Raw genomic sequence first — 13035 nt, 5'->3', positions numbered from 1 at the left:
GCTGCTCCGCTACGGCCGCTGTGCTATCGTAGCCCAGTTTTTACGCGGCGACCGGCCTGGGGAGGCGTCATCGCCGCGCTACATTTTCACCTCGATAACAAGGCAGGCCTATGCAGCGGCTCTATCGCAAACGCATCGTTCTTGGCGTGGGGGGTGGCATCGCCGCCTACAAGAGCGCCGAGCTGGTCCGCCGCCTGCGCGACCAGGGCGCGGACGTCCACGTGGTGATGACCAAGGGCGGCCGCGAGTTCATCACCCCGCTGACCCTGCAGGCGCTGTCCGGCCATCCGGTCCACCTCGACCTGCTCGACCCGGCTGCCGAAGCCGCCATGGGCCATATCGAGCTGGCCCGCTGGGCCGACCTGGTGCTGATCGCCCCGGCCACCGCCGACCTGATGGCACGCCTGGCCCAGGGCGTGGCCGACGACCTGCTGAGCACCCTGGTGCTGGCCACCGACGCCCCGGTGGCCCTGGCCCCGGCGATGAACCAGGCGATGTGGCGCGACCCGGCGACCCAGGCCAACGCGCAACTGCTCAGCGCGCGCGGCATTCGCCTGTTCGGCCCCGGCGCCGGCAGCCAGGCCTGCGGCGACGTCGGTCCCGGGCGCATGCTCGAGGCCGAGGAGCTGGCGCAACGCGCCGCCGACTGCTTCGAGAACCTGGCGCTGACCGGCAAGCACGTGCTGATCACCGCCGGACCGACCCAGGAGAACATCGACCCGGTGCGCTACATCACCAACCACAGCTCCGGCAAGATGGGCTTCGCCCTCGCCGAAGCGGCCGCCGAGGCCGGCGCCAGGGTCACCCTGATCAGCGGCCCGGTGCACCTGCCGACCCCGGACCGAGTCGAGCGCATCGACGTGGTCAGCGCCCGCGACATGCTCGCCGCCTGCGAGGCCGTCATGCCCTGCGACCTGCTGATCGCCGCCGCCGCGGTGGCCGACTACCGCCCGGAAGTGGTCGCCCAGCACAAATTGAAGAAAGACCCGAGCAGCGCTGACGGCCTGCTCCTGCAAATGGTGCGCAACCCGGATATCCTCGCCACCCTGGCCGGACGCAGCGACCGGCCGTTCAGCGTCGGCTTCGCCGCCGAGACCGAGAACCTGCTCGGCTACGCCTCGCGCAAGCTGCAGGACAAGAACCTCGACCTGATCGTCGCCAACGACGTGGCCAACCCGACCATCGGCTTCAACAGCGAGGAAAACGCCATCACCGTCATCGACCGCGAATTGCAGCAGAGCAGTTTCGCCCAGACCAGCAAGGGCAAGATCGCCCGCCAGCTGGTGGCCTTCATCGCCGAGCGCCTGCCCGCCTGATGCACTCACTCATCGACTACAGAGCCTGACATGCACGCCTTACAAGCCAAGATCCTCGACCCGCGCCTCGGCGACCAGTTTCCCCTTCCGCAATACGCCACCCCGGGCTCGGCCGGCCTCGACCTGCGCGCCATGCTGCAACATGAGCAGGTGCTGGAGCCCGGCCAGACCGTGCTGATCCCCACCGGCCTGTCGATCTATATCGGCGATCCCGGCCTGGCCGCGATGATCCTGCCGCGCTCGGGCCTGGGCCACAAGCATGGCATCGTCCTCGGCAACCTGGTCGGCCTGATCGACTCGGACTACCAGGGCGAGCTGATGGTCTCCTGCTGGAACCGCGGGCAGAGCGCCTTCAGCATCGCCGTCGGCGAACGCATCGCCCAGCTGATTCTGGTGCCGGTGGTGCAGGCGCACTTCGAGCTGGTCGAACAGTTCGATCAAAGCCAGCGCGGCGCCGGCGGCTTCGGACACTCCGGCAGCCATTGACCCCTTGCCCTTTCAGGATGAACCGCCGAGGAGACGCTGGATGAAACTCTTCAAGCATGCCGCCAAGGATGCCGCGCCGACCAAAGCGGGGCGCAAGGTATCGGCTGCCAGCAGCGCCCCCCTCGGCGTCTGGCTGCCCGCCCTGCTGGCCACCCTGGCCGGCCTGGCGACGGCCGCCGGACTGCTCTGGTTCGGCGTACTCGCCGACGCCCAGCAAAGTCAGCAGCGCCAACTCGTCCAGGCCTGGGGCGGCAGCCAGGCCGCCGCCCTGCAGCAAGCCCTCAAGCAACTGGCCGCCGACACTCGCGCGGCGGCGGCCAACCCGCAACTGCTCGAGGCCCTGCAGAGCCAGGACAGCGACCAGATCAGGGCCGCCGAGCGCAACCTCGGCTACTGGGACGGAGTGGTCGACGCGCACCTCAACGCCCAGGGCCAGGCCGTGCAGGACATGAGCCGGCGCGCGCCTATGAACTTCGCCGCGCTGGACATGCTACGCCGGGTGGAGAGCGGTCAGACGCCTGCCGCCGAAGCCTACAAGGTCGACCAGCGCTGGCTGATCTATAGCGCCGCCCCGGTGCGCCTGGCCGACGACCAGCCACAACAGGGCACCCTGCTCCTGGCGGTCCAGCTCGATCGCCTGCTGGCCAACCTGCCCGCACTGCCGGCTGGTGTCGGCCAGGTGCAACTGACCCAGCAGTTCGGCAACGGCCCCGCCCAGCTGCTGGCACAACGGGGCCAGGCTCAAGGCGAGGTGCAGACACTCAGCAGCGGCAATCCGCACTGGAGCCTGCGCTTCACGCCGGGGCCTGCACTGAGTGTTTCGTCCTACTCGCCGCTGTCCCTGGGCCTGGTGGCCCTGACAGCCCTCGGCGGCGCCTTGCTCGGCCTGTACCTGGCGCAGAACGCCCTGCAGCAACGCGTGCGCAAGGACGCACGCCAACTCGGGCAGATGCTCGAAGAACTCTCGGCGGGAAAAGCCATCAAAGCCATCAACCTCAGCCTGCCCCCGCTGGCCAGCCTGGCCCACAGCCTGGCGCGCCTGCCACGCCGCAGCAGCCCTGCGCCGCAGGAGCGCAACGGCCAGGGCACAACCGCGGACGCCGCGGCGCCAAGCCAGCCTGCCGGGCTGGTCGACCCTCTGTTTCAAGACACCGATATCCTCGATATCGACATTCTCGACGACGACCAGGATCTCCTGGGACTGGAGCAAACCATCGATATGAATAGCCCGCAGCACGCAGCCCCTCGATTGCCCGCCGACATCTTCCGCGCCTACGACATTCGCGGCGTGGTTGGCAGCAGCCTGACACCGGAGACCGCGTACTGGGTGGGTCGCGCCATTGGCTCGGAGAGCCTGGCCCAGGGCGAGCCCAACATCGCCGTCGGCCGCGACGGCCGCCTGTCCGGCCCGGAGCTGGTGCAACAGCTGATCCAGGGCCTGCTCGACTGCGGCTGCCACGTCAGTGACGTGGGCATGGTGCCGACCCCCGTGGTCTATTACGCCGCCAACATCCTCGCCGGCAAGTCCGCGGTAATGCTCACCGGCAGTCACAACCCGCCGGACTACAACGGCTTCAAGATCGTCATCGCCGGCGACACCCTGGCGGGCGAGCAGATCCAGGCGCTCAAGGCGCGCATCGACAACAACGACCTGGCCAATGGCGTCGGCAGCGCCGAGCAGGTCGACGTGCTGGAGCGCTATTTCCAGCAGATCCGCGACGACATAGCCCTGGCCCGCCGGATGAAGGTGGTGGTCGACTGCGGCAACGGTGCCGCTGGGGTCATCGCCCCCCAACTGATCGAGGCACTCGGCTGCGAAGTGATCCCGCTGTACTGCGAGGTCGACGGCACCTTCCCCAACCACCACCCGGATCCGGGCAAGCCGGAAAACCTGGCCGACCTGATCGCCAGGGTCAAGGCCGAGAAGGCCGATCTCGGCCTGGCCTTCGACGGCGATGGCGACCGCGTCGGCGTGGTCACCAACACCGGCACCATCGTCTACCCGGACCGCCTGCTGATGCTGTTCGCCAAGGACGTGGTATCGCGCAACCCCGGCGCCGACATCATCTTCGACGTCAAGTGCACCCGCCGCCTGACCCCACTGATCAGTGGCTATGGCGGGCGCCCGGTGATGTGGAAGACCGGCCACTCGCTGATCAAGAAGAAGATGAAGGAAACCGGCGCCCTGCTGGCCGGCGAGATGAGCGGCCACATCTTCTTCAAGGAACGCTGGTTCGGCTTCGACGACGGCCTCTACAGCGCCGCCCGCCTGCTGGAGATCCTCAGCCAGGACAAGCGCGACGCCGAGCAGGTGTTCGCCGCCTTCCCCAGCGATATTTCCACCCCGGAGATCAACATCCAGGTCACCGAGCAGAGCAAATTCGCCATCATCGATGCCCTGCAACGCGATGGCCAGTGGGGCGAGGCCAACCTGACCACCCTGGACGGCGTGCGCGTCGACTACCCTAAGGGCTGGGGCCTGGTCCGCGCCTCCAACACCACGCCGATGCTGGTGCTGCGCTTCGAGGCCGACAGCGAAGAGGAACTCGGCCGGATCAAGGACGTGTTCCGCGCCCAGCTTGCCAACGTCTCAGCCGACATTAATCTACCGTTTTGATTGCCGAATCAGCATTGGAGTCCAGCATGACCCTCGAGCGTGATGCCGCCGTCCAGGTGGCCAAGGTTCTTTCCGAAGCCCTGCCCTATATCCGCCGCTTCGTCGGCAAGACCCTGGTGATCAAGTACGGCGGCAACGCCATGGAAAGCGAGGAGCTCAAGACCGGCTTCGCCCGGGACGTGGTGCTGATGAAGGCGGTCGGCATCAATCCGGTGGTGGTGCATGGCGGCGGCCCGCAGATCGGCGACCTGCTCAAGCGCCTGAGCATCGAGAGCCACTTCATCGACGGCATGCGCGTCACCGATACCGCCACCATGGACGTGGTGGAAATGGTCCTCGGCGGCCAGGTCAACAAGAGCATCGTCAACCTGATCAACCAGCATGGCGGCAGCGCCATCGGCCTGACCGGCAAGGACGCCGAACTGATCCGCGCCAAGAAGCTCAAGGTCAGCCGCCAGACGCCGGAGATGACCCAGCCGGAAATCATCGATATCGGCCATGTCGGCGAAGTCACCGGGGTCAACACCGACCTGCTCAACATGCTGGTCAACGGCGACTTCATCCCGGTGATCGCGCCCATCGGCGTGGGCCCGGACGGCGAGTCCTACAATATCAACGCCGACCTGGTGGCCGGCAAGGTCGCCGAGGCGCTGAAGGCCGAGAAGCTGATGCTGCTGACCAACATCGCCGGCCTGATGGACAAGCAGGGCGAGGTCCTCACCGGCCTGACTACCGAGCAGGTCGACGGCCTGATCGCCGATGGCACCATCTACGGCGGCATGCTGCCGAAGATCCGCTGCGCCCTGGAAGCGGTGCAGGGCGGCGTCACCAGCGCGCACATCATCGACGGCCGGGTACCCAATGCAGTGCTGCTGGAAATTTTCACCGACAGCGGCGTCGGCACCCTGATCTGCAACCGCAAGCGCCACTGAGCGGCGCCACCGTTCGGCAGCGAGCAACCAACCGGCGAGCGCCGGCTGGTTGCTTGGCGTGGCGCTAGCGCTGCCTGTCGAGCAACTCGCCAAGCCGCGCACGATCGGCGGCAAAGCTGACTTCGGCCTGCTCGCGCAACTCTTTATAGCGGTCGATTTCCTTCTGCAGGCGCCGCTGCTCATCCTTCTGGCTGTCGATCTGGCTCAACAGCTGTTGCGGCACGGCGCGCCCGGCCCGCTCGTAGTCGGCGGCCTGGCTCTGCAGATTGGCCTGCTGGGTACGCGCCGACTGCAGGTTGCCCTGCGCCACGCCGATCAGGCCGTCGAGTTCGACCAGCTTGCGCTCGCGGGCACGGTCGACGTCGGCAGGACTCGAGTACAAGCGCAGCAGCTGCTTGTCCGAGCCGGCCCGGGCCTTTTCCATCAGCAGGCGCTGCATTTCCTCGGCGCTCGGCGCCGGCGGCACCACCTGGATCACCCGCCCCTGCTCGTTAAGCACCTCATAGCCCTTGCCGATGAGTTCCGGCGGCACGCCCTGACGGCTGAGCACGGTGACGCCCTGATCGTCGACGTAGCGGTACAGCTCGGTAGCCGGCGCCAGCGCCGGGAGCAGCAGGCCGAGCAGCAGCGTGGAACGAATCAGGGCCGGTTTGAGCATCGGGCAACACCTTGGGTCAGGGGGTCAGATTCCGTACTCGGCGCGGTAGGCTTCTACCGCCGGCAGGTACTGCTTGAGCTCGGCATCGTCGGCCAGGTATTCGAGCACCTGCTCGAGCGAGACGATGCTCACCACCGGCATGCCGAAGTCACGTTCGACTTCCTGAATCGCCGACAGTTCGCCCTGGCCCCGCTCCTGGCGGTTCAGCGCGATCAGCACCCCGGCGGCTTGCGCGCCTTGGGCGCGGATGATCTGCATCACCTCGCGAATCGCCGTGCCGGCGGTGATCACGTCGTCGACGATCAGCACCTTGCCGGCCAGCGGCGCGCCGACCAGGGTACCGCCTTCACCGTGATCCTTGGCCTCCTTGCGATTGAAGCACCAGGGCAGGTCGCGCTGATGGTGCTCGGCCAGGGCCACCGCGGTGGTCGCCGCCAATGGAATACCCTTGTAGGCCGGACCGAACAGCACGTCGAAATCAATCCCGCTGTCGACGACCGCCGCGGCGTAGAAGCGTCCCAGCTGAGCCAGGGCCAGGCCGCTGTCGAACAGCCCGGCGTTGAAGAAATACGGGCTGGTGCGCCCGGACTTGAGAGTGAACTGACCGAAGCGCAGCACCCCCCGCTCGATGGCAAAACGAATGAACTCGCGCTGGTACGCTTGCATGGATAACCCTGGACGGCACGGAATTGGCTAGGAATTTAGCTTATTGAAGACGAGCTCGGGTATCATACACGCACGTGTTTTTAGGGGCCATTTATGCGGATCATCAGTGTGAACGTGAATGGTATTCATGCGGCAGTCGAGCGTGGTTTGCTCAGTTGGCTGCAAGCACAGAATGCCGACGTCATCTGCCTGCAGGATACCCGTGCCTCCGCCTTTGACCTGGACGACCAAGCCCTCCAACTGGACGGCTATTTCCTCTATGCCTGCGATGCAGAAGTGCCCAGCCAAGGCGGCGTGGCGCTGTATTCGCGGTTGCAACCCAAGGCGGTAATCAGCGGCCTCGGCTTTGAAATGGCCGATCGCTATGGGCGCTACCTGCAGGCGGACTTCGACAAAGTGAGTATCGCCACCTTGCTGCTGCCGTCCGGGCAGAACGGCGACGAGAGCCTGAACCAGAAGTTCAAGTTCATGGACGACTTCACCCACTACCTGGACAAGCAACGACGCAAGCGCCGCGAATACATCTATTGTGGCTCGCTGTACGTCGCGCACCAGAAGCAGGACGTGAAGAACTGGCGCGACTGCCAGCAGTCACCCGGCTTCCTCGCGCCCGAGCGCGCCTGGCTGGATGAGGTGATCGGCAGCATGGGCTATGTCGACGCCCTGCGCGAAGTCAGCCGCGAAGGCGACCAGTTCAGCTGGTGGCCGGACAGCGAGCAGGCCGAGATGCTCAACTTGGGTTATCGCTTCGACTACCAGCTGCTAACCCCCGGCATGCGCCGCAGCGTGCGTTCGGCGCGCCTGCCGCGCCAGCCGCGCTTCTCGCAGCACGCCCCGCTGATCGTCGATTACGACTGGATTCTCAGCCTGTAGGTCGCTCAGCCAGAAAAAAGCCGGCGCGATGCCGGCTTTTTTTCTGAACAGCGGGTTACTTGATCAGCCGCCAACAGATGGGGTAACGATAGGCCTCGCCGGCATTGGCCTTGATCCCGGCGATGATCGTCAGCACCAGCGCGGTGACACTGACCAGCAACATCAGCGGAAAGCCGATCACCACCCAGGCCAATACGCCACAGAGCATCATGGCCAGGCTGAAGGTGATCTGGAAGTTCAGCGCCTCGCGCCCCTGGTCATCGACGAAGGCCGCGCTGTCCTTCTTCATCTGCCAGACAATCAGCGGCCCTATCACGTTGCCGACCATCGGCACCAGAAACCAGAAGAACGCCGCGTAATGACAGAACATCGCCCACTTGCGCGCTTCCGGCCCCGGCGTCGGTACGAGTTCCTGTTGCTCCATGCTCCCCCCCCGAACGGCTCAAACGCCTCAGTCTGCCAGCGCCGCCTGCTGAAGTTCGAACAGCTCGGCCATGCCCTTCTGCGCCAAGGCCAACATGGCGTTCAGCTCCTCGGGCTGGAACGGCGCGCCTTCGGCGGTGCCCTGTACCTCGATGAAACCGCCGACACTGGTCATCACCACGTTCAGGTCGGTCTCGGCGGCCGAATCCTCAAGGTAGTCGAGATCGAGCACCGGCTCGCCCTGGTACATGCCCACCGACACGGCGGCGATCATCTGCTTGAGCGGGTCGCCAGCCTTGAGGCCGCCGCGTTTCTTGATCGCCTTGAGCGCATCGGCCAGCGCCACCATCGAGCCGGTGATCGCCGCGGTGCGGGTGCCACCGTCGGCCTGGATCACGTCGCAGTCGACGTACAGGGTGAACTCGCCGAGCTTGGACATATCCAGGGCGGCGCGCAGCGAGCGGCCGATCAGACGCTGGATCTCCAGGGTGCGGCCGCCCTGCTTGCCACGGCTGGCCTCGCGCTGGTTGCGCTCGCCGGTGGCCCGCGGCAGCATGCCGTACTCCGCGGTCAGCCAGCCCTGACCCTGGCCCTTGAGAAAGCGCGGCACGCCCGACTCGACGCTGACCGTGCAGATCACCTTGGTATCACCGAACTCGACCAGAACCGAACCCTCGGCGTGCTTGGTGTAGTTGCGGGTGATGCGAATCGAGCGCAACTGATCGGCGGCGCGGCCACTGGGACGTTTCATCGGGGAATACCTACTCTGGCTTGAAATCTGCCGAGCATTATAGAGGTCGCAGCCCCGCTACGACACGACCAATTGGGAGCGAGCGACGCACTGCGCTACAATCCTGCGCCTTTGCTTCTGTCTTTCCGCGAGGTTCGCCCCCATGATTCACAGCATGACGGCCTTCGCCCGTGCCGAGCAGGCCGGGTCCAACGGCACCCTGAGCTGGGAGCTGCGCTCGGTCAACCACCGCTACCTGGAGCCCCACCTGCGCCTGCCGGAAGCCTTCCGTGACCTCGAGGGCGCTGTGCGCGAGGCGCTGCGCCAGGGACTGTCGCGAGGCAAGGTCGAGTGCACCCTGCGCTACGCCGAGGACAGCGCCGGCAAGCCGCTGCAAGTCGATCGCGAGCGCGCCGCCCAGCTGGTCGCCGTTGCCGAGAGCGTGGCCAGCCTGATCAAGCAGCCGGCCGCGCTCAACCCGCTGGAGGTGCTCGGCTGGCCGGGCGTGCTGGTCGCCGACGCGGTCGACCCGCAGGCGCTCAACAAGGCCGCACTGGCGCTGTTCAACCAGGCCCTGGACGAACTGAAGAAAGGCCGCTCGCGCGAAGGCGCCGAGCTGGCCAAGCTGATCGGCGAGCGCCTGGATGCCATCCTCGCCGAGGTGGCCGCGCTACGTGAACTGGTGCCGCAGATGCTGGCCGCGCAGCGGCAGAAGATACTCGAGCGCTGCGCCGAGATGCAGGCCGAGCTCGACCCGCAGCGCCTGGCGCAGGAGCTGGTGCTGCTTGCCCAGAAGAGCGATGTCGCCGAGGAGCTGGACCGCCTCAGCACCCATGTCACCGAGGTGCGCCGCGTACTCAAGACAGGCGGCCAGGCCGGTCGCCGTCTGGACTTCCTGATGCAGGAACTCAACCGCGAAGCCAATACTCTCGGCTCCAAGGCGTTCGACCCGCGCAGCACCCAGGCGGCGGTCAACCTCAAGGTACTCATCGAGCAGATGCGCGAGCAGGTACAGAACATCGAGTAACACCAGGCCCGGCGCCAGGCAGATTCATACGACCAGCAACAAGACAGTCTCGGGAAGCTTTCATGACCATTACCACCGGCACCCTCTATATCGTTTCCGCCCCCTCCGGCGCCGGCAAGACCAGCCTGGTCAAGGCGCTGATCGACAGCGAGGCGCAGATCCGCGTTTCCGTCTCCCACACCACCCGTGCCATGCGCCAGGGCGAAGTGGAAGGGGTGAACTACCACTTCGTCAGCCGCGAGCAGTTCCATGCGATGCTCGACAAGAGCGAGTTCCTCGAGCACGCCGAAGTGTTCGGCAACCTCTATGGCACCTCGCAGCAGTGGGTCGAGCAGACCCTGGCCGAAGGCTTCGACCTGATCCTGGAAATCGACTGGCAGGGTGCGCAGCAGGTGCGCCGGCTGATGCCACAATCCAAGTCGATCTTCATCCTGCCGCCGACCCAGGAAGCTCTGCGCCATCGTCTGACCAATCGCGGCCAGGACAGCGGCGAGATCATCGAGCGGCGCATGCGCGAGGCGGTCAGCGAGATGAGTCATTACGTCGAGTACGACTACCTGGTGATCAACGACGACTTCGCCCACGCCCTCAGCGACCTGAAGGCCATCTTCCGCGCCAATCAGCTCCTGCAGGCGACGCAACAGCAGCGCCATAGCGGCCTGCTCAGCGAACTGCTAGCGTAGGCAACAGGGTCCCAGGACCATGCCGGCGCCGGAAATCTCGGGTCAGGCATGGCCCTTTTCCGCACGTCTGGGAGGCGGCCATACATATAGCGCTTCCCTTATTGCTGGTGATTTTTTAGACTATTCAGTCCACTCGCCCATCTGGGCCCAGTTTCATTCCGCATCAGTTACGAGGAACACCATGGCCCGCGTTACCGTCGAAGATTGCCTGGAAAACGTTGATAACCGCTTCGAGCTGGTCATGCTCGCTACCAAGCGCTCGCGCCAACTCGCCACCGGCGGCAAAGAGCCGAAGGTCGCCTGGGAAAACGACAAGCCGACCGTGGTCGCCCTGCGCGAAATCGCCGCCGGCCTGATGAGCTATGAGGTGGTCGCCGAGGAAGAGATCATCGAAGAAGAGCCGCTGTTCGCAGCCTTTGAGGATGAGGCCAACGAGCCTCTGTAAGCCCATGCCTGGTCGAAGCTACGCGGCGTTGCGCCTGGATTGGCAAGGGGAACTCCCATGCCAAGCATAGACGCTCTCGCCGAACGACTTTCGACCTACCTCGACAGCGATCAGGTCAACCTGATCCGGCGCGCCTATTTCTACGCCGAGCAGGCTCACGACGGCCAGCGCCGGCGTAGCGGCGAGGCCTATGTCACCCACCCCCTGGCGGTGGCGTGCATCCTCGCCGACATGCACATGGACCATCAGAGCCTGATGGCCGCCATGCTGCATGACGTGATCGAAGACACCGGCATCGCCAAGGAAGCGCTCGACGCGCAGTTCGGCGAGTCGGTCGCCGAACTGGTCGACGGGGTCAGCAAGCTGACCCAGATGAACTTCGAGACCAAGGCCGAGGCCCAGGCCGAGAACTTCCAGAAGATGGCCATGGCCATGGCCCGTGACATTCGGGTGATTCTGGTCAAGCTGGCCGACCGCCTGCACAACATGCGCACCCTGGAAGTGTTGTCCGGCGAAAAGCGCCGGCGCATCGCCAAGGAAACCCTGGAAATCTACGCACCGATCGCCAATCGCCTGGGCATGCATGCGATGCGCGTCGAATTCGAGGATTTGGGCTTCAAGGCCATGCACCCGATGCGCTCCGAGCGCATCCGCGCCGCAGTGCGCCGGGCCCGGGGCAACCGCAAGGAAATCGTCAACAAGATCGAGGAATCGCTGGTCCACTGCCTGCAGCGCGAAGGCCTGGAAGGCGAGGTCCACGGCCGCGAGAAGCACCTGTACGGCATCTACCAGAAGATGCGCGGCAAGCGCCGGGCGTTCAACGAGATCATGGACGTCTATGCCTTCCGCATCATCGTCGACAAGGTCGACACCTGCTACCGCGTGCTCGGTGCGGTGCATAACCTGTACAAACCCCTGCCGGGGCGCTTCAAGGACTACATCGCGATCCCCAAGGCCAACGGCTATCAGTCCTTGCACACCACCCTGTTCGGCATGCACGGCGTGCCCATCGAGATCCAGATCCGCACCCGCGAGATGGAAGAGATGGCCAACAACGGCATCGCCGCCCACTGGCTGTACAAGGCCAACGAGGAAGACCAGCCCAAGGGCACCCATGCCCGCGCCCGCCAGTGGGTCAAGGGCGTGCTGGAGATGCAGCAACGCGCGGGCAATTCGCTGGAATTCATCGAGAGCGTGAAGATCGACCTGTTCCCCGACGAGGTCTACGTGTTCACGCCCAAGGGCCGCATCATGGAGCTGCCCAAAGGCTCCACCGCGGTCGACTTCGCCTATGCGGTGCACACCGACGTCGGCAACACCTGCATCGCCTGCCGCATCAACCGCCGCCTGGCGCCGCTGTCCGAACCGCTGCAAAGCGGCTCGACGGTGGAGATCGTGTCCGCCCCCGGCGCCCGGCCGAACCCGGCCTGGCTCAACTTCGTGGTCACCGGCAAGGCCCGCACCCATATTCGCCATGCGCTCAAGCTGCAGCGCCGCTCGGAATCGATCAGCCTCGGCGAGCGCCTGCTGAACAAGGTGCTGACCGGTTTCGACAGCCACCTGGAGAAGCTGCCGGCCGAGCGGGTGCAGGCGGTGCTGGGCGAATACCGCCTGGAGGTCGTCGAAGACCTGCTCGAGGATATCGGCCTGGGCAACCGCATGGCCTATGTGGTCGCCCGTCGCCTGCTGGCCAGCGACGGCGATGAACTGCCGAACGCCGAAGGTCCCCTGGCGATTCGCGGCACCGAGGGCCTGGTGCTGAGCTACGCCAAGTGCTGCACGCCGATTCCCGGCGACCCGATCGTCGGCCACCTGTCGGCCGGCAAGGGCATGGTCGTGCATCTGGAGGGTTGCCGGAACATCGGCGAGATCCGCCACAACCCGGAAAAATGCATCCAGCTGTCCTGGGCCAAGGACGTGGTGGGCGAGTTCAATGTCGAACTGCGTATCGAGCTTGAGCACCAGCGCGGCCTGATCGCCTTGCTCGCCGGCAGCGTCAACGCCGCCGACGCCAACATCGAGAAGATCAGCATGGACGAGCGTGACGGTCGCATCAGCGTCGTGCAGCTGGTGGTCAGCGTGCACGACCGCGTCCACCTGGCCCGGGTGATCAAGAAACTGCGCGCACTCGCCGGCGTGATCCACATCAACCGGGTTCGCGCTTAAGCCGATGCCAGCA

13 protein-coding genes are annotated in these 13035 nt (G+C 65.6%); 9 read left to right on the top strand and 4 right to left on the bottom strand.

Features of this window, described 5'->3' with window-relative positions; genetic code table 11:
* The first annotated feature begins 110 nt into the window (after positions 1-110).
* From coaBC to argB, 4 genes are all read left to right on the top strand, one after another.
* Positions 111-1316: a bifunctional phosphopantothenoylcysteine decarboxylase/phosphopantothenate--cysteine ligase CoaBC gene (gene coaBC / locus AB5S05_RS01965; RefSeq protein WP_369285735.1), complete on the top strand. Its 1206-nt coding sequence runs from the start codon at positions 111-113 to the stop codon at positions 1314-1316.
* A 30-nt stretch (positions 1317-1346) separates the two neighbouring features.
* Positions 1347-1802, top strand: a complete 456-nt coding sequence (gene dut, locus AB5S05_RS01960; RefSeq protein WP_369285734.1) for a dUTP diphosphatase — start codon at positions 1347-1349, stop codon at positions 1800-1802.
* A 1219-nt stretch (positions 1803-3021) separates the two neighbouring features.
* Positions 3022-4419 (top strand): phosphomannomutase/phosphoglucomutase, encoded by a 1398-nt coding sequence (algC, locus tag AB5S05_RS22090; RefSeq protein ID WP_438943527.1) that lies wholly within the window; start codon positions 3022-3024, stop codon positions 4417-4419.
* Between the two features lie 26 nt (positions 4420-4445).
* The gene (argB, locus tag AB5S05_RS01950) at positions 4446-5351 is read left to right on the top strand and encodes an acetylglutamate kinase (protein ID WP_369285732.1); all 906 of its coding nucleotides are present in this window, start codon (positions 4446-4448) and stop codon (positions 5349-5351) included.
* Between the two features lie 64 nt (positions 5352-5415).
* Here argB and AB5S05_RS01945 read toward each other — a convergent pair whose 3' ends face one another.
* Together AB5S05_RS01945 and pyrE are read right to left on the bottom strand one after the other, a co-directional pair.
* A complete protein-coding gene (locus tag AB5S05_RS01945) occupies positions 5416-6009 on the bottom strand; it encodes a DUF4124 domain-containing protein (protein ID WP_369285731.1) in 594 nt (197 codons plus the stop codon).
* A 24-nt stretch (positions 6010-6033) separates the two neighbouring features.
* Entirely contained in the window at positions 6034-6675 is a 642-nt protein-coding gene (gene pyrE, locus AB5S05_RS01940; RefSeq protein ID WP_369285730.1) for an orotate phosphoribosyltransferase, read from the bottom strand.
* A 93-nt stretch (positions 6676-6768) separates the two neighbouring features.
* Between pyrE and crc the strand changes: the two genes are divergently transcribed.
* The gene (gene crc, locus AB5S05_RS01935; protein ID WP_369285729.1) at positions 6769-7548 is read left to right on the top strand and encodes a catabolite repression control protein Crc; all 780 of its coding nucleotides are present in this window, start codon (positions 6769-6771) and stop codon (positions 7546-7548) included.
* A 55-nt stretch (positions 7549-7603) separates the two neighbouring features.
* Here the strand turns inward: crc and AB5S05_RS01930 are convergent, their stop codons facing one another.
* Both AB5S05_RS01930 and rph read right to left on the bottom strand, forming a co-directional pair.
* A complete protein-coding gene (locus tag AB5S05_RS01930) occupies positions 7604-7972 on the bottom strand; it encodes a DUF4870 domain-containing protein (protein WP_369285728.1) in 369 nt (122 codons plus the stop codon).
* Between the two features lie 27 nt (positions 7973-7999).
* Positions 8000-8722 carry a ribonuclease PH gene (rph, locus tag AB5S05_RS01925; RefSeq protein ID WP_369285727.1) on the bottom strand — a complete coding sequence of 241 codons (723 nt, stop codon included), beginning with the start codon at positions 8720-8722 and terminating at the stop codon, positions 8000-8002.
* Positions 8723-8864: 142 nt separating this feature from the next.
* On the opposite strand from rph, the gene AB5S05_RS01920 reads away from it, so the two are divergent.
* The 4 genes from AB5S05_RS01920 to spoT all read left to right on the top strand — a co-directional run bounded on the left by AB5S05_RS01920 (position 8865) and on the right by spoT (position 13022).
* Positions 8865-9728, top strand: a complete 864-nt coding sequence (locus tag AB5S05_RS01920) for a YicC/YloC family endoribonuclease (protein WP_369285726.1) — start codon at positions 8865-8867, stop codon at positions 9726-9728.
* 62 nt (positions 9729-9790) lie between these two features.
* Entirely contained in the window at positions 9791-10411 is a 621-nt protein-coding gene (gene gmk / locus AB5S05_RS01915; protein ID WP_369285725.1) for a guanylate kinase, read from the top strand.
* 181 nt (positions 10412-10592) lie between these two features.
* On the top strand, positions 10593-10856 hold the full coding sequence (rpoZ, locus tag AB5S05_RS01910; protein ID WP_369285724.1) for a DNA-directed RNA polymerase subunit omega: 264 nt from the start codon (positions 10593-10595) through the stop codon (positions 10854-10856).
* A 57-nt stretch (positions 10857-10913) separates the two neighbouring features.
* Entirely contained in the window at positions 10914-13022 is a 2109-nt protein-coding gene (gene spoT / locus AB5S05_RS01905) for a bifunctional GTP diphosphokinase/guanosine-3',5'-bis pyrophosphate 3'-pyrophosphohydrolase (protein WP_369285723.1), read from the top strand.
* Positions 13023-13035 lie beyond the last annotated feature (13 nt).

It is taken from the genome of Pseudomonas zhanjiangensis (genome assembly GCF_041027545.1).
Classification (GTDB): Bacteria; Pseudomonadota; Gammaproteobacteria; order Pseudomonadales; family Pseudomonadaceae; genus Aquipseudomonas; species Aquipseudomonas zhanjiangensis.
The sequence above is the reverse complement of the archived record's forward strand: the minus strand, read 5'-3'. Positions and strand labels throughout refer to the sequence as shown.